Genomic DNA, 16,890 nt, shown 5'->3' on the forward strand with positions numbered 1-16,890 from the left:
GTAGTACCAGCGATAAGGAATAAAGTTAAATATGCAAAGTGTTTTCTTTTTCTGATTGCCTTTCATGGATTGGAATTCTCTCCATCATATCCAGCCATTTCTTTTCTGATAAAACAGATTGAATCATGAGGGTATTAATATACACTAGACAATTTTGCAATAGATGCAGAGAAAGAACGGCGACCTCCTGGTCTTCTATTCTATTGGTTGAAATTTCTCCACCTTTTCCTGTTTAAACGCACGCTATTTTGCTCTAATTACAATCGAGAAATACAAGATGGAGAAGAAATATATGCGAAGATGAAGGCTACGAAGGATACGATTATGGTTGAGATTAAAGCCTACTTAAAAAAAGAAAGTGAAATTTTTTGTACGGATTGTATTGATAAAGAAAAGTAACCTTTTTTTCTCCGCAATCGGGCGCTTTAACGGAATAACACAAGTAGAAAATGATCAATCTTTTTTATAAAAAATCACCGGAAAGAAATATTTTGAAAGCCTGTTTTGATTAATCTTTTTTTCAAAATCAGGCTCTTTGCTTTTCGCTATATCGAGTTTTAAATGCTTATTTTGATCAAACTTTATTTTAAACTCACAGAATTTGTAGATTTAAAATAAAGTCGCGACGTTTATAAAAAAGATGCGAATCTTTGCCCCTTTGGATATGCGGGCTGGATCCAATAGGGTTCAGTCCTTTTCTTTGGCCAATATTCCCCCAAAAACCTTGTCTGTTAAGAGTTAAGTGTATTCGTTTGTTTGTCATATTGTTTCTATACAGTTCGTAAGAAAACGGGATAGAAGAATAAGAGTGTTGGGAAAGATATTTTTTATTCTCATTGCTCATGTTTTTTTTCCTATTTCTTACCCATTCAGAGAACATCTATTTAATATTGTCGAAATATTATATACAATACTGAACGTAAAAAAAGAGGTCGAAAATGGGCTTTTGTGTACGAACTTAATAACATTGCCTTCAGGCGTAAAAGAGGGGATGGACCGTTGGAGGAGGAAGGATGGAGGGGATTTAGTGAGAAACCAAGAAAGTAACAAAGGCATAACTATCAATTCCGGTTGGTGTAGGATTTTTTAAATCGGGTATTGTAATTATGGACATCATGGAAATAGCTATTTCCAATCTCAACTTACATTGCAAAATTTTTAAAAGGAGATGAGGTTTTGACTTTAAATAATAATGGTTTTACTCTAAATGATGGTACAGAACTTCCTTTTGTGGGATTAGGCACGATCGGTATTAACGGAGATCAGGGTACGTTTGAAATTTTAAACGCCTTCAATATAGGATATCGCTTAATCGATACGTCAACAAACTACGACAATGAAGGGATTGTCGGTGAAGCTGTGCGTCGGTCCGCACTGCCCAGAGAAGAAATTTTGATTAGTACGAAATTGCCCGGTGCTTACCATGAATATGACAAGGCATTTATCTTTATTCAAGAATCTCTACGCCGCACTGGATTAAAATATTTTGACAAGTATTTAATTCATTGGCCGAACCCTAAGGACGGCAAGTATGTAGAAGCTTGGAAGGCTTTAGTGGATGCTCAAAAACAAGGGTTAATCAGAACCATTGGCGTTTCAAACTTTGAACCAGATCATCTGGACGACATTATCGAGGCAACAGGTGTGACACCTGCTACAAACCAGGTGGAGCGTCATCCGTATTTTAATAATAATCGTATGGTAGAAGAAAATAAAAAACGGGGCATTCTTACTGAATCTTGGAGCCCTTTTGGTAGAGGTTATCTGAATGACGTGCTAAAAAATAACACAATTAAAGAAATTGCGGATAAGTACGATAAAAGCCCGGCGCAGATTATTTTAAATTGGAATTACCAAGCAGACGTATTTTCTATACCAAAATCCAGTAATCCCGTGCATCAAAAAGATAACTTCAATAGTACCAACTTTGAATTAGCACCTGAGGATATTGAAAGAATTGATTCATTGGATAAAGGAGAAGCCGGACGTGTAGAAGGGCAGGACCCGAATGAATATCACGAATATGTATAGGCAGGACAATATATAAACATCGTGTAGTATTCGTTCAAAAAATGAATATCGTTTTGATATGATATTTGGTTGGAAGCGCTGAATTAGATATTTTTGAACTATAGATAATAGGAGGGTTGGAGGGATTATCTAGTATGTTGACAAGAGAAGATATCTTTAAGCATGTCAAAGAAAACTACGGGACATCGCCTGATTATCCATTTCAAAAATTTCCAGACTATGCTGCTTTAAGACATGAATCTAACGGAAGATGGTATGGTTTAATCATGAATGTTCCCTCAGAAAAATTAGGATTAGATGGTAATGATAAAATTGATGTTTTAAATTTAAAATGTCCCCCCGAAATTAGTGATAGTTTAAGAAATGGAAAAAACATTTTATATGGATATCATATGGATAAAGGAAATTGGGTTTCACTTGTTTTAGAACGTACCGATTCAAAAGGAGAAATTTATAAATTAATTGAGCAAAGCTTTAATTTAACCAAGTAAAAAAAGATTGTTCTTGCTCATCATCCCTAATAAATGTTGAAAAATTGATGAAGTGTAACCTTTGTGTTGTTCCGTTAACGTGGCGTTTGTTGAAGATCAAAGTCAAAAAATGATCAAACTTAATTCCAAAGCTACAGTTTGAACTATCAAATAAACACCCATTAGATATTTTTATCTAATGGGGTGTTTTTCATATATGATTTAAGAAGTTCCTCCAAGTAAGGCTCTGCTTCTTCGAGAAGGTCTTTTTCCCCTTTATTCCACCTTTCGCGATTCGCATCTACTTGGAGAAAGGAGTTTAAAATCTCTGGTTTGCCTTTTGTCACTTTTTCAATCATTTTAAGCCATTCTTTAGCTAATTCAATGGCAAGTTTTGAATTTACAGGGACCCCAGCCCCTTTATATGAAGCAGCCTTGATGGCAAGTTTTCGAAACGTATGATAAAATTGGAAAACTTGCTGTTGAGAATCAAATATACTTTCAAATATAGTTAATTGAGTTTCTGAGAAGGGGTAGGTACTCCAAATAGACATATCGACTTTATTTAGCCCCTTCATAATTTTCGATAAAAGCTCCCAAGGAGGGGTATATCCTTCTGCAATTAATCTTTTGGAAGTGGAGACCGCATCGACTCTTCCCTGAATCTCTTCTAACTGTGAATATAAATGGGTTTCTTGTTTCGTGAGTATATTTAGTAATGCTTCTTTTTGATCATTGTAGTTGATTTCTTCTTTTATCTGTTTAAGAGAAAAACCTAAATTACGGTAAAAAGTAATTTGTTCTAATATACTCAATTCCTTTGTTGTATAATAGCGTCGATTATGTTCATCTCGACCGGCAGGTTTTAAGATTCCTTCATTATCATAGTATTGAATGGTGCGCTTAGTTAACCCTGATATGTTAGAAATATCACTTACATAATAGCGTTCCTTTTTCATATCTGGAGCTCCTTTATTCACTTATATTTGTTTCTACTTTCCCTAAAAAATCGTTGATATGCTGAGCTAGCTCATCTGGGTATTCACCATTAATAGCGTGAGAGGCATTTGCAAACATGACCATTTGACTTAATGGATTTTTCAAGTTTTCTATTCCAACTTCCATTGATTTCTTTGAATGATGCATCGTTGAATCTTCAGCTATAATACCTAATACTGGTATTTTTAATTCTTGCAATTGTTCTTCTGTTATTTTCTCAGGTAAAGGGAGTTTACTTTTATAGGTTCTCATACTTGTTTCAATCAGCTTACCTATTGGTTCATTTTCATCAGTTTCTGCACCGCCAGAAATATAACTTAACATCTTTTCCCGAATCGGTTTTGGTACAGCTGAGACAGAAGCCGGTATAGAAGCAAATATCATCTTTAAAGGAATCGGCCCAAAAACGTATACTGGATCTATTAATATGATAGAGGCAATTTTTGTTGAATTAAATAAGGTGACATTTACAACATTCCATCCCCCAAATGATAAGCCTGCAAGATGAACCGTATCTTCTGGCAATTGTTCAATTACGTTGTTCAAATAAGCAGCTTGGTCTGCAGCAGTTTTCAAACGTTTTGTGAGCACACTCAGTCCTGGTTCTCCTAGTAAATCTATCGTGTATACGGGTCTATCCTTCATTAGATCTTTCAAATTTGGTTCCCACATTGGGGTAGGGGCTGACTTTCCTGGTAACAGTAATAATGGAATTCTTGATTCCGTTCCTTCTTCTAAAAATTTATAAACCTTCACCTTTCCAAAAACAGTGTCTACCCAAAATTCTTCCTTTGGTTTAGGCAAATCCTCCATGGCAATATCGTATGCTTGGATAAACTCCTTTTCCCCTTCTTCAGATGTAAAACCTCCCAATGTGCCGTCATCACGAAAAAATAATCCAACAGCAAGCAACATGACAAACAATATCCCTATTATTATGATTACTAATGTTATTCTTCGTTTCCTTTTCATAAACTCAACTCCATGATTTATTTGCTTATAGCATAATCTATTACGCAACGTTATAAGCAAGTGACCATCTTTCTTTTTAATATGAAGATTCAAAAGAAAAATCAATGGGCCAAAAACATTTAGCGTTCATTATTAACAAAGAAGTAAGTATAAATCCTTCGGAAACGAGTCAAGAAATTGGAAAGCTTTGTTGGGCTATGTCTTTTAGGAGCGGTAAGTGTGGTTCTTTCGATTAAGTTGATTGTCAGAGTGGGGGATGTATAGTTTTAATATGGTATTGGAGGGGTGGGAGTTGCCAATTGAGTTGCATAAATATTTTTTTAACATATGGTAAAATAAGGATATAATAAAGGATTTGTGAAAAAGTGTACTTACACTAACGCATCAGATAGTTGAACAAGCTACATAGTTTTATAATGAACTAGAAAGATATAATTAAGAAATAAGAAAGGGAGTTGGTGCGTTTGAGATATACTTGTCCCTGTTGTGGTTTTAAAACATTAGATGATCCTTTCAGTTACGATATATGTGAGGTTTGTTATTGGGAAGATGACCCAACACAACTAGAATATCCAGCGTTGGAATTAGGTCCTAATGATGGCAGTTTATGTGAAGAACAAGCAAAAATTTTAAAAGCGATACCCGTTACAATTAGAGAATATAAGGGTTTTTCAAGAGATGATGAGTGGAGACCACTACATTCTGATGAATGTATTACACCCTCTAAACCCCATAAAAATGGGCTGGATTATTTTAACCTTATTGGTGAAGAACAGTTAAAATATTATTGGGAAAAGTAAGCGAGCTCCTTTCACGAACGGGTGCGTTAGTTGAAGGGTGTTGTTTATCTTGTATAAAATGAAAAGAATAGGTTTTTGATTCTTTTCCAATGACAAAAATTTGAACTTTTCTTTAATAACGATTCACTAAGTAAAGGGAGGATTGTATTGTGCGTAAGCGTTTATCAGAAATGTCACTTGAAGAATTGTGGGAACTATTTCCGGTTATTCTGAAAGAACATGATCCAATATGGAAAGATTGGTATTTACAAGAAGAAAAACTGCTTAAAAAAATCGGTAATCAATATATTGAACGAATAAATCACATAGGGAGTACTTCTGTTAATGGGTTATTAGCAAAGCCAACGATAGATATATTGCTTGAAATCACAGAAGACTGCGATTTGAAGTTTTTAGTGAGTATGTTAGAGGAAAACGGATATATTTTTGAAAAGCAACCACAAAAGCCAGCACCTCATATGATGTTTATGAAAGGCTATACAGAAAAAGGATTTGCCGAAAAAGTATTTCATCTTCATGTTAGATATATAGGCGATTGGAATGAATTGTATTTTAGAGATTTTTTACAGCTGCATAAAGAGGTTGCTCAAGAATATAGTAACTTAAAACTGAGCTTAATAGACAAATATGAACATGACAGGGATGGATATACGGAAGCAAAAACAGAGTTTGTGAACAAATACACTAAAATGGCAAGAATTGAATTTGAAAACAAATATACTCCATACTAATGAGCTTTTACTTCCAACCAATCTTAAAAAAAATATTGATTACATTAAACCTAGTAAGAGCCCGTTTTGATCAATCTTTATTCAAAACTGAGTTTTTATATCAAGTGCATTGTATAAGGATTCCAGAGACTGCTTCCAAGATTGTGATTGATTCACTAAACTGTTAGGGTGATAAAAATGATGAAAATTATGTTTTTGCTTGCAACATTTAGTATAGGCCTATTTGCATTCTTAGATAAGCATTTTTGGGGCTTCATGCTTGGGCTTGCATTCTTTTTTATCGGTTTATTTTTCATTAAGCCACGCTTTAAAAAAAATAACGATTAGCGTAATGGCAATTGGAGAAATATTAACTTTCCTTATTAAACACTTTTGATCCAGATTTGGATTAAAAGTGTAAAAATTAAATTTAGTAAGCTTTTATGAAGAAAAGAAAGCCCGCATATAGCGTCTATCAACGGTAAGCAGACTGAATAAGGAGTTGATAAACTCACTTCACCAAGACCCTTTTAGTGTGTCAAAAGGTCTCCAATTTCAATTCAGCGGTATAGAGTTGAAGGTTTTTCAGTGCCTTTCGGTATTTTCCTTACTAATCAGATTGAAACATTTTCCTAAGGCTCACCGTATATAATGCTAATAAACAAAAGGAGGGGAGTTAATGAGTGTTGTAACAAATCAAGGAGATTCAGTAAAAGTTGTATTTGTCTTTCAAAAAAATGAAGAGACAGAAGAAGTAACACTTAATACTGCTCAAATAACGGCATTATTGAATTCGAAACAGGTTTGGATTGAAAAATTTAGTGCTAACTTAAAAATAGAAAATACAGTTTGGTCTTATGCAAATAATCATATATCAATGCAAATTTATTTGAAATAATTGTTGTTGAAATTAAAGGCTTCTTAAAAGAATAAGACACTTCCAAAAAGAGCTTATATATCTCCCTGTAACTATTGGTTTCTGAAAGAGAAAAATTAGGACAAACATAGATGTATTCAGGTGGTTTTCCAATAATCATACAAGCGTTTGTTTAATATCAAAATCAACACCCATTTCAGGCTAGATCTAGTATCGAATCAGCCTGTTTCTTTTTGCCCAACACCCCACAATTGCTTATCAATATTATTTCGCAAATGGGCATAGTTTAAGATCAAACTTTTTGTTAATGTTAATAAAGAATAAAAATGTAAGGGAGAATAAAATGACTGAATACGGTAAGTTATATGCAGTTAATGGTCGTTATGTTTTGCAATTTGAGCGTTTGTTTGCCTATAAACCTGAGGTTGTTTTCCGCTGTGTAACAGATCCTGATTACTTTACCAAGTGGTATCCGTTTGCAACAGGAGAGATGGATCTTAAGGAAGATGGCAAAATAGCTTTTGATGATGGTGAGGGGACGAAGTACGAAGGAATCATTACTGAATACCAACCACCTGCAGTTTTTGCCTTTCGTGAAGGCGCTGATTTGCTGAGAATCGAGTTGGAAAATACCGATGATGGGAGCAGAATGACTTTTAAGCATACGTTTGATGACCGGTCTTGGGCAGCGGCAACAGCTGCGGGATGGCATCGCTGTCTTGATGCATTGGTTATGTTGGTTAATGAACAGTCGCCTGAATGGCCGGATAACGGAGCGGAGTTAAGAGGTTTTTATCGGGAAGCATTTGATTCAAATTAAGTGGAAATGATTGAACTAATGCTCAAGGGTATACGAAGAAAGTTAATAGTGAATGAAAAATGGAAAAAAATAAATAAAATGGCTTTTTTGCGAGCATTCATACCAAGCCCATTTTGAGCAGATTGTACCGCATTCGTTCATCATTTTTTTTCGGATATCTAGCTATTTTTATCACTTGCTTTACCCCTTTTGATATGATAAATCTTAATTATTCGTAGGATTTTTTCATTACATTCTATCTTCAGTGAGTAAGGTGACTTTTTTATGAAAACTAGTGAAATTGCTAAATTATCTAAGGTTCATCCAAATACCGTAAGACTTTATGAAGAATGGCAGTTTATTTCGCCTGTACCAAGAAAACCAAATGGTTACAGAGTTTATTCTGAACTTCATCTTAAACAAATGGAAATTTCTAGACTTGCTTTTAGACAAGAATTTATACAGAATAATCTTCGCAAAAAGGCAACAGAAATTGTTAGACTTAGTGGTCGCGAACAGTTCAAGGATAGCTTACGAGCAGCAGAATCCTATTTAACCTATTTGCAAACAGAATATGAGTTTGCTTTAAAAGCAATTGAAACGGTGAAAAATTTATTACAAAACAAATCGATTACTGGTCAAACATACTCCCACAAGTCTGTTGCTTCTATGCTTCAGTTAACGGAAGAAACAATACGGAATTGGGAACGGAATCATCTGTATACTGTTAAAAGAAATGCACAAAATCGAAGAATCTATACAGAGCGTGATATCCAAAAATTACTTGTAATACGGACGTTACGCAGTGCACATTTCTCGATTACTAGCATTGCCCATTTATTTCAAGAAATGAAACAATCGAAAAAAAATACAGATATCCTGGAAATTTTACAAACGCCCACCTTTTCATCGGATTTTTTCCATGTAACTGACGATTTAATGAATCAATTAAAGATAGCAATGGATGACTTGAAAACAATCATTGCTATCTTAACAGAATTACAATAACGGGGATGGTGCTTCTTGATCCACTAATACGGTTAATTCATGCATCGCTCTTGTTGAAGCTATATACAGTAGTCCACGATCAAATTCAGTTTTATAATTGGTTTCATTCACAAAAGGTACAATGACAACATCAAATTCAAGACCTTTCGCATACTGAATCGTCGTTAAAAGTAGACCTGTTTCAAACTTTTCCGTTTGACCATCCAGTACTGTAAAAGGTATGTTTAAATGTTCCTGCAAGATCTGTAAGTCTTCCTCCATCTTACAGATAATGGCCGTCGTTCGATAATCATTCTTCGCAATTTCATGAATCTGTTTCATCATTTGTTCAATTGTTAAATACATCCATTCTTTCGGCTCTTTCCCGTGTCTTGCAATTGGATGAATTTCCCCATTACGCATGAATTTTTTTGCATACATTGCGATTTCATACGATGATCGATAGGTGGTTGTTAATTCGACGTATTCTAGATTATTAAACATGGCTTCAAATCCCTCTTTTGATATCGTTTCATATGGTAAGAGGGCCTGACTAAAATCACCAATGATTGTTCGTTTACACGTAAACACTTTAGAAAGTACAGCATATTGGATCGGTGTATAATCCTGCATTTCATCTAGTAAAAAATGCTGTACGAGCTCATACTGCTTAATTCCTTTAAAATATAACTGTACAAAAAGATAAGGGTATACATCATTAAATTCAAAATGTTTTTTCGAAAACTGAAAAGAATTCTCCCCAAGTGTTTCGGTAAAAGATCGATAAATCTCTAATGGTGAAGAAAATAAGAGACGTTTTTTTAGACGCTTTATGATTTCATTTTTACTCGGTATTTTCCCTTCCCTATCCCACTTAGATTTAAGCACTTGAATGATATCATCTGCCATAAGTTCTAAACGTGTAATAATCGGTTCTTTTCCATATTGAAGGAAGCGACCTTGTAAATAATCAGCTTGTAGCACTACACCAGCAATGGAGATGCTTTCGTTTTTAAGAAGCCTTGAGTCTAAGTTAGATAAAAAGGATTGTAGCTTTTGAACAAATGAATAATTCCCCTTCATTTTTGCACGTGAAGCCAACGGCCCATTTGGATTCGATAAAATCTCTTTTGTTTCTTCCTCAAATGATTTAAACGTTACATCAGCTGGTAATAAATTTGCCGTAAGCTCGTCCAATGTAAAGGAGCGAATTAGCTCTTCACCTAGTTCCGGTAGGACGTTAGAAATATAGTCACCGAATACTTTATTTGGCGACAAAATAAAAATACGTTCTGCTCGTAACGTATCACGGAATTTATATAAATAATAAGCTAAGCGATGCAAGGCAACGGCTGTTTTTCCAGAACCAGCGACTCCTTGAATGATGACATTATACGCTGATTCATTCCTTACAATTTTATTTTGTTCTCGTTGAATCGAAGTGACGATTGTTTTCATCTTATCATTTGTATGCTGATTTAATGTTTGTTGTAGTACTTGATCTTGTATCGTTAATGAGCTATCAAGCACATATTCTAGCTTAGAATTTTCAATTTTAATCTGACGTTTCTTAATCAGTTCCCCGTCAAATTGCTGATCCATCGCAATATAATAGGCCTCACCGATTTCAAATTCATAGTACATATTACAAATAGGTGCACGCCAATCGTAGATAAATTGTGTCCCTTCTTCATCGGCAAAACCGAAGCGCCCGATATAGAACGTCTCTGCTTCACTAGGATCGTCACCATGATATAAAAAATCAAATCGACCGAAGTATGGGGAATCTATCAGCTTTCTTACTTGCTCACGTTCCACCACTTGTGCGAAACCCTGTTTGTCTATCATACTTAAGGTTTGCTGGTAGTCATACACCTGGAATTTATCGAGTTCATTTTTATATTCAACCATATATTTTTGTAAATCCTTAAAATTGTGGTCTTGATCAATAATGTTTGATGAAAGCTTTTTATATGCCTTTGTTAATTCATTTATCGTTTTTTCAAGATAAGCAATTTCGCTTGTCTCCATCAAAAATTCCCTCCTTTTCAAGTGTATCACCAAATATAACAAAAAGATTCTCGTTGGTGTCTAAATGGATGGTTATATTTTTTAGATCTTAAATCTATTGTAACCAACAAGTTAAATACATCGTATTTTTCCTCTAATAATTAGTTATATCACCTCATATAAAAAAATATCAATATTTCGATTAACCTGACTCTATTGTGACTTAAGAAAAGGACCAACCTGTTAATGCCCCTGTTAGTTTATGGTTTAAGAGTAATTGTTCACAATATAGGCTCTAGCTTACTTAGGTTAGAAGTAGCAGTAATATACGGGTTTTTCAGCAAAATGATGCAGGGAAAACATCCATCACGAAAATTGTAACGGGTTTAATTCATCCTTTTGCAGGAGAGATTGTGTTGTTTGGTGAAAATATACAAAAAAAACAAAAAGGTGGAGCTAATATAATGTCTGTGGCACTTAGAGAAGTATTAAAATCAGAAAAGAATATTTTAAAAAACCTTTACTCTTTGTACCTTCATGACCTTTCAAGATACACATCAACACTTGACATCGGGCCAGAAGGCATTTTTGAATATGAGGGATTAGATCAGTTTTGGGAAGTAGATGGTCTCTCCCCATACTTCATCATGAAAGATATGAATATTATAGGGTTTATCCTCCTATTAGAGCGGCCTTTGTTAAAAAAAGATCATGATTTTGCAGTGAATGATCTTTTCATGCTTAATAAATACAGAGGGCAAGGAAATAGCACGCAAGCTATGCAAGAGTTATTTGATAAGAGACAAGGAAAGTATTACGTCATTGAGTTGATAGAAAATAAACCCGCGGTATCGTTTTGGAAAAAAATATATAACGATTTCAATATTCAGTACGAAGAAAAGCAGGATCGTATTGACGATGAATTATGTCTGATCCAATCATTTAACATATAAATGTTCATCATAATGATTCAGGATGATAAGGGCTATGTAGCTTGATAGTATTTTTCCTATGAAGGTGACCATGGACAGAATTTTTATCTGATATAAAAAAATAAGAATTGCCTTAATGGGTGGGATGCAATCAGATCAACCCTGGTCCTTTAAAATACTGTCCTTTAAGCACTATTTTAAATGGCGCTCAAACGCATGTGTAGAATGAGTGATTATAAGAAAACGAAAGCAATAAACAAAGTAAATGAGAGATATTTTGAGGATAGACTTAAAGGCTTTATAGTATAGCCCGAGCCAAACGCTAACGCTTGGCTCCCCCCTCAGCTATATTTCCACATCATAATGACTCTTCAAAAAATCTATAAATAATTTAACATGACGTAAGTTCTCGACGAATGGATTATAAAATAGACTCGTTTCTCGATAATAGATGTCTTCTCCAAATTCATTTAATGAAATAGTGTATAAGTCGTCTTCGCCTTCGATACTGATGCCGGGTAGTACGGCGATACCAACATTATACTTTACCATCTCTTTGCATGTAGCGGCTTGATCTGTTTCGATGCTTGGGTGGATGGGTTGTTGAAAATTGGTACGCCACCATTTATCAATTAAGAGACTTAATGAAGGGTCTGTTTTATAGGTGATAAAGGGTAAGTGCGGGATATCCTCCTTTTTAAACGGTGTTTTCGATACGACAAATAATTCTTCAGTACAGAGTGTGTATTTCTTTGCATTTAAAGCGTAATTTCCCCGGATAATGGCTAAATGAATATCTTCCGCATTGAGTGCTTCTTTCATACCGCTACTCCATCCCGTTTTAAGTTGTATATGAATGTTAGGATAAAGTTCTTTAAAGTCATTTAATATTTTAGGTAGATGATATAACGAGAACAAACCAGAAGCACCAATAGCAATGGTCCCCCGTGTATCCACTGTTAGATTAGCTAAACGGTCAACTAATAATCTTTCGGTATGGATGATATGTTCTGCGTGTTCATAAAGAATTCGCCCTTCCTCCGTAAAATCGATTCCTTTTGAGCCTCGTACGATTAATTCTATTTCATACTTTTTTTCTAATTGTTTAATACGATAAGTGATTGCAGGTTGGGATGTATATAAATGATTGGCTGTGTGCGTAATATTTTTTGTTTTGTACAAATCGATGAGCATGTGGCAATCGTTCAGATTCATAGAAACTCCTTTCCGCTTGAAATAAAAATTTTTTATAGGTATTACTGAAAACTATTTATTTTATTTATTAGAATATATCATATATTCTGTAAAAAAAGATAAATAAAACGCTTTCAAAACTAAGAGAAAAGGGGGAGAGTTCTTTTGCTAGCTACTTTAGGATTTGTCTTGATTATTGTATTTACATATCTAATCATGAGTAATCGTTTGTCTCCAATTGTGGCATTGATCACCGTTCCGATCATCTTTGCTTTGTTTGGAGGGTTTGTTTCTTCGCTTGGCGACATGATGTTAGATGGGGTAAAGCAAGTCTCGCCAACTGCAGCTTTATTATTATTCGCTATTTTATATTTTGGTGTGATGATAGATGCAGGTTTATTCGATCCATTTATACGACGACTTTTAGCTATTGTCAAAGGGGATCCAGTTAAAATTGCTATAGGTACAGGGGCGTTAGCATTAGCGGTTGCATTAGATGGAGATGGAACAACAACGTACATGATTACAGTCTCAGCATTATTACCATTATATTTGAGAATAGGTATGAATCCATTAATTTTAGCAACCATCGCTATGATCTCTTTAAGTGTCATGAGTGGGATGACGCCGTGGGGTGGACCAGCAACACGGGCAATTGTTGCAACTGGTGTGGATGCGTCGGAGTTTTTTGTTCCATTGATTCCGTTAATGGTAGTTGGGGCGATATGGGTACTTTTCGTCGCCTATTTTTTAGGGAAGAGAGAACGTAACCGTGTAGGGATTCATGACATTTCCATTGATCATATCGTCCATACAGGTGAAGAAAGTGCCGGTAAACCGTCCCGTATCCGGTGGTGGACTAACTTAGTATTAACGGTTGTTATTATGGTCGTCCTCGTAAAAGGGGTTTGGCCACCGTCGGTTATTTTTATCCTTGGTTTTGCTATGGCATTAATGATTAACTTCCCGAAAAATAATGTGCAAAAAGAAATAATCATGAAGCATGCAGGGAATGCATTAATCGTCACAGCGCTTGTTTTTGCGGCTGGGATTTTTACAGGCATCTTATCGGGGACGGGTATGGTCACAGCGATGTCAAATGCGCTTATTTCTTTAATCCCTGACTCTTTAGGTTCACAATTTCCTTTAATTGTAGCGATTACAAGTATTCCTTTTACTTTTGTTATGTCTAATGACGCTTATTACTTTGGTGTTCTGCCAGTCTTAGCAGAAACGGCTACATCATTCGGAATTGATCCCATTGAAGTAGCAAGAGCGTCTGTACTTGGTCAACCAGTTCATCTTCTAAGTCCGTTAGTTGCTTCGACATTTTTATTAGTCGGAATGATTTCAAGAGAATTAGGAGAATACCAAAAGTATGCGGTTCTTTGGTGTTTCTTAACATCTGTTGTCTTAATAATAACAGCGGTCATTACTGGAGCCATTAGCGTTTAATCATTAGGAGGAAATATAATGCGCGCAATTTTCCCTATTGTCACAGTGGTAATTGTAGCAATTATTGGTGTAATTGTTTTCCATCTGCTCTCCTTCCCTATGCCTTGGATGTTAGGCTCATTATTTGGTGTATTGCTCACACAGCTGATATGGAAAATACCGATGAAATGGCCTGTTATGATGCGAAATATTGGACTCCTAATAGTAGGGACGGCGATTGGTCAACTTTTTACTTTCAATATATTGATTGCTATGAAAGACACATTATTGTTTATGTTCATACTCAACATTGTTTTAAGTTTATTTTGTTTGGCAATGGCGTATCTCTTGAAAAAATGGGCACGTATCCCATTTGCCACAGCGATAATAGCTAGTATTCCTGGTGGTTTATCGCAATTAGTCGTTTTTGCAGAAGAACAAAAGGATATTGATGTAACAGTAGTCACGTTTTTTCATGTTATTCGCGTCCTGTTTGTTGTTGGTCTCATTCCGATTATTGTTTCCCTAACAGGTGAAGTTCCGGGAGCACCCGCACAAGGTTCATCCAATCTTCTGCATAATCTTAGCTTAATCTTACTAGGATTGCTCTTGTTACCGATTGGAAAAAAATTAAGATTACCTGTCCCGCATTTTTTAACGCCTGTTCTGATCGGACTACTACTAAGCCTTTTTAAAGTAGACGTAGCCCCAATGGATGGTCACTTGCTACATATAGCACAGCTTTGTATTGGTGCATACATTGGCTTACTTTTACATCCGAAATCTTTACGTTTACCTGTTCGTGTTTTAATTGGTGGGATCAGTAGCGCCATTTTACTGTTAGTCCTGACCTTTTTTATTGCAGAGGGGATGGTGTTCTTCTTTGATTTGGACTTTGCTACTAGTTATTTAAGTACTGCCCCGGGAGGGATGGATCAAATGGGGCTCATTGCTACAGCTTTACAAGCTGATGCAACACATGTGACGATTTTTCAATTATTTCGGATGTTATTTATTTATGTGATCATCCTACCAATATTAAAGTGGAAAATATTAAAGTGATAAAAAATATTTATGCTTATTACTAAAAATCCTGTATTTTATTTATCTCTAATTATTTCTTATAGTTAAAATATCAATGAAAAAGGGGATATGCTTGATGTTAAAATATGACGTCGTGATTGTTGGTGCAGGAAATGCGGCCTTATGTGCAGCGATATCTGCAAAAGAGCAAGGGAGTTCGGTACTCGTTTTAGAAAAAGGACCAATTGAAAAACGTGGTGGTAATTCATTTTTTACAGACGGTGCCATTCGTGTAGCTTATCAAGACTTAGAAGCCATTACGAAAGTGATAGATTTAGATCAAGAAACGATTAATAAAATTGATATGCCCGTATACGGAACAGAAGACTTTTATGAAGATATTATGCGTGTTTCAAAGAATCAAAGTAAACCAGAGCTGATTCGTCAATTAGTCGAACAATCTCTACCAACCATTGAATGGATGAAAACGCATGGGGTTGCATTTGAGTTAAACTATGCGAATCAATCTTTTGAAAAAGAAGGGAAAATTCATTTCTGGGGCGGTTTACCAGTTAAAACCGTTGATAAGGGGATTGGTTTAATGCGCAGCTTATTTCATCGCTGTGAAGAGTTGGGAATTGAGGTTTGGTATGAAAGTGCAGCTACAAATATTGTCACGGAAAATGAGGCAGTAGTGGCGATCGAAGTGCAAAGAAAAGAGCAGCTGCAGACGATTCAATGTGAAAGTGTTGTTTTAGCATGTGGAAGTATAGAAGCAGACAACAAGAAACGTGCTGAGGCATTAGGAAGTGAGTGGAACGAAGCAATCGTTAGAGGGACGGAGTTTAACACGGGCGATGGCATTGATATGGCGATATCTATCGGTGCACAAACGTTTGGACAAAGGAATGGCTGTCACGCCATTGGAACTGATGCCAATGCACCAAGAGTAGGAGATTTCCAAAAACCAGGTGATATCTTTAAAAAACATTCTTACCCGTATAGTGTGATGGTGAATGTGGAAGGCAAACGCTTTGTAGACGAGGGAGCCGATTTCCGTAACTATACCTATGCAAAATACGGTAAAGAAATCTTAAAACAACCGAAAAATATTGCCTACCAAATTTATGATGCAAAAGTTCGCCCAATCTTGCGTGCGGAATATGATTTAGAAGAAGCAACAGTCTTTGAAGCAGCTACACTTGTAGCGCTTGCAGACCAATTAGATGTGAATAAAGAACAGTTTCTACAAACCATTCATGCATATAATGCAGCTGTCCAAGAGGGCGAATTCAACCCTTCAGAAAAAGACGGTAAAGCGACAAAAGGCATTACCCCAGCTAAATCTAACTGGGCACAAACGATAAGTGAAGGACCATTCTATGCCTATCCTGTGACGTGCGGAATTACTTTCTCATTTTGGGGATTAGCGACAACAATAGAAGGGGAAGTAGTCAATCAAGTAAATGAACCGATCGAAGGTTTATATGCGGCTGGAGAAATGATTGGTGGTATTTTCTATGAAAATTACCCCGGTGGCTCAGGCTTAATGTCTGGCGCGGTTTTTGGCAAATTAGCTGGTGCAGCGGCTTCACGCCATGCCCAAAAAGTAAGATAATTTATTCAGAACGACTCCCAGTATGAAAAGGTGG

16 protein-coding genes and 1 pseudogene are annotated in these 16,890 nt (G+C 35.7%); 12 read left to right on the forward strand and 5 right to left on the reverse strand.

What is annotated here, in order from left to right:
- Positions 1-79: 79 nt before the first annotated feature.
- Positions 80-229: pseudogene (locus tag MHH73_RS22435) on the reverse strand (Tn3 family transposase); the annotation flags it as partial.
- 947 nt (positions 230-1,176) lie between these two features.
- Between MHH73_RS22435 and MHH73_RS01330 the strand changes: the two are divergent.
- Both MHH73_RS01330 and MHH73_RS01335 read left to right on the forward strand, forming a co-directional pair.
- Complete coding sequence (locus tag MHH73_RS01330; protein WP_341064124.1) at positions 1,177-2,031, forward strand: aldo/keto reductase; 855 nt, start codon at positions 1,177-1,179, stop codon at positions 2,029-2,031.
- A 134-nt stretch (positions 2,032-2,165) separates the two neighbouring features.
- Positions 2,166-2,522 carry an MmcQ/YjbR family DNA-binding protein gene (locus MHH73_RS01335; RefSeq protein ID WP_341064125.1) on the forward strand — a complete coding sequence of 119 codons (357 nt, stop codon included), beginning with the start codon at positions 2,166-2,168 and terminating at the stop codon, positions 2,520-2,522.
- Between the two features lie 161 nt (positions 2,523-2,683).
- On the opposite strand, the gene MHH73_RS01340 is transcribed toward MHH73_RS01335, so the two are convergent.
- Both MHH73_RS01340 and MHH73_RS01345 read right to left on the reverse strand, forming a co-directional pair.
- Complete coding sequence (locus MHH73_RS01340) at positions 2,684-3,460, reverse strand: MerR family transcriptional regulator (RefSeq protein WP_191813924.1); 777 nt, start codon at positions 3,458-3,460, stop codon at positions 2,684-2,686.
- A 13-nt stretch (positions 3,461-3,473) separates the two neighbouring features.
- Positions 3,474-4,415 carry an alpha/beta fold hydrolase gene (locus MHH73_RS01345; protein WP_341069603.1) on the reverse strand — a complete coding sequence of 314 codons (942 nt, stop codon included), beginning with the start codon at positions 4,413-4,415 and terminating at the stop codon, positions 3,474-3,476.
- A 521-nt stretch (positions 4,416-4,936) separates the two neighbouring features.
- Here MHH73_RS01345 and MHH73_RS01350 point away from each other — a divergent pair.
- The 6 genes from MHH73_RS01350 (at position 4,937) to MHH73_RS01375 (ending at position 8,666) form a co-directional block, all read left to right on the forward strand.
- Positions 4,937-5,272 (forward strand): CPCC family cysteine-rich protein, encoded by a 336-nt coding sequence (locus tag MHH73_RS01350; protein WP_341064126.1) that lies wholly within the window; start codon positions 4,937-4,939, stop codon positions 5,270-5,272.
- Positions 5,273-5,421: 149 nt separating this feature from the next.
- Positions 5,422-6,003 carry a GrpB family protein gene (locus MHH73_RS01355; RefSeq protein ID WP_341064127.1) on the forward strand — a complete coding sequence of 194 codons (582 nt, stop codon included), beginning with the start codon at positions 5,422-5,424 and terminating at the stop codon, positions 6,001-6,003.
- A gap of 177 nt (positions 6,004-6,180) precedes the next feature.
- Positions 6,181-6,330 (forward strand): hypothetical protein, encoded by a 150-nt coding sequence (locus tag MHH73_RS01360; RefSeq protein WP_191813915.1) that lies wholly within the window; start codon positions 6,181-6,183, stop codon positions 6,328-6,330.
- 331 nt (positions 6,331-6,661) lie between these two features.
- Positions 6,662-6,880 carry a hypothetical protein gene (locus MHH73_RS01365; protein WP_341064128.1) on the forward strand — a complete coding sequence of 73 codons (219 nt, stop codon included), beginning with the start codon at positions 6,662-6,664 and terminating at the stop codon, positions 6,878-6,880.
- A gap of 322 nt (positions 6,881-7,202) precedes the next feature.
- The gene (locus tag MHH73_RS01370; RefSeq protein ID WP_341064129.1) at positions 7,203-7,679 is read left to right on the forward strand and encodes an SRPBCC family protein; all 477 of its coding nucleotides are present in this window, start codon (positions 7,203-7,205) and stop codon (positions 7,677-7,679) included.
- Positions 7,680-7,943: 264 nt separating this feature from the next.
- The gene (locus MHH73_RS01375; protein ID WP_341064131.1) at positions 7,944-8,666 is read left to right on the forward strand and encodes a MerR family transcriptional regulator; all 723 of its coding nucleotides are present in this window, start codon (positions 7,944-7,946) and stop codon (positions 8,664-8,666) included.
- Here MHH73_RS01375 and MHH73_RS01380 read toward each other — a convergent pair.
- On the reverse strand, positions 8,658-10,676 hold the full coding sequence (locus tag MHH73_RS01380) for a HelD family protein (RefSeq protein ID WP_341064132.1): 2,019 nt from the start codon (positions 10,674-10,676) through the stop codon (positions 8,658-8,660). The genes MHH73_RS01375 and MHH73_RS01380 overlap by 9 nt on opposite strands.
- Positions 10,677-11,119: 443 nt before the next feature.
- Between MHH73_RS01380 and MHH73_RS01385 the strand changes: the two genes are divergently transcribed.
- Positions 11,120-11,608 carry a GNAT family N-acetyltransferase gene (locus MHH73_RS01385; RefSeq protein WP_341069606.1) on the forward strand — a complete coding sequence of 163 codons (489 nt, stop codon included), beginning with the start codon at positions 11,120-11,122 and terminating at the stop codon, positions 11,606-11,608.
- Positions 11,609-11,932: 324 nt separating this feature from the next.
- Here the strand turns inward: MHH73_RS01385 and MHH73_RS01390 are convergent, their stop codons facing one another.
- Positions 11,933-12,802 carry a LysR family transcriptional regulator gene (locus MHH73_RS01390; protein WP_341064134.1) on the reverse strand — a complete coding sequence of 290 codons (870 nt, stop codon included), beginning with the start codon at positions 12,800-12,802 and terminating at the stop codon, positions 11,933-11,935.
- A gap of 144 nt (positions 12,803-12,946) precedes the next feature.
- On the opposite strand from MHH73_RS01390, the gene MHH73_RS01395 reads away from it, so the two are divergent.
- The 3 genes from MHH73_RS01395 to tcuA all read left to right on the forward strand — a co-directional run bounded on the left by MHH73_RS01395 (position 12,947) and on the right by tcuA (position 16,856).
- The gene (locus MHH73_RS01395) at positions 12,947-14,236 is read left to right on the forward strand and encodes a CitMHS family transporter (protein WP_191813901.1); all 1,290 of its coding nucleotides are present in this window, start codon (positions 12,947-12,949) and stop codon (positions 14,234-14,236) included.
- Between the two features lie 18 nt (positions 14,237-14,254).
- Positions 14,255-15,277 (forward strand): AbrB family transcriptional regulator, encoded by a 1,023-nt coding sequence (locus MHH73_RS01400; protein WP_341064136.1) that lies wholly within the window; start codon positions 14,255-14,257, stop codon positions 15,275-15,277.
- Between the two features lie 97 nt (positions 15,278-15,374).
- Positions 15,375-16,856 (forward strand): FAD-dependent tricarballylate dehydrogenase TcuA, encoded by a 1,482-nt coding sequence (gene tcuA / locus MHH73_RS01405; RefSeq protein WP_341064138.1) that lies wholly within the window; start codon positions 15,375-15,377, stop codon positions 16,854-16,856.
- The last annotated feature ends 34 nt before the right edge of the window (positions 16,857-16,890 follow it).

The sequence above is a fragment of the Cytobacillus sp. FSL K6-0265 genome, assembly GCF_038003465.1.
GTDB lineage: Bacteria > Bacillota > Bacilli > Bacillales > Cytobacillaceae > Cytobacillus > Cytobacillus stercorigallinarum.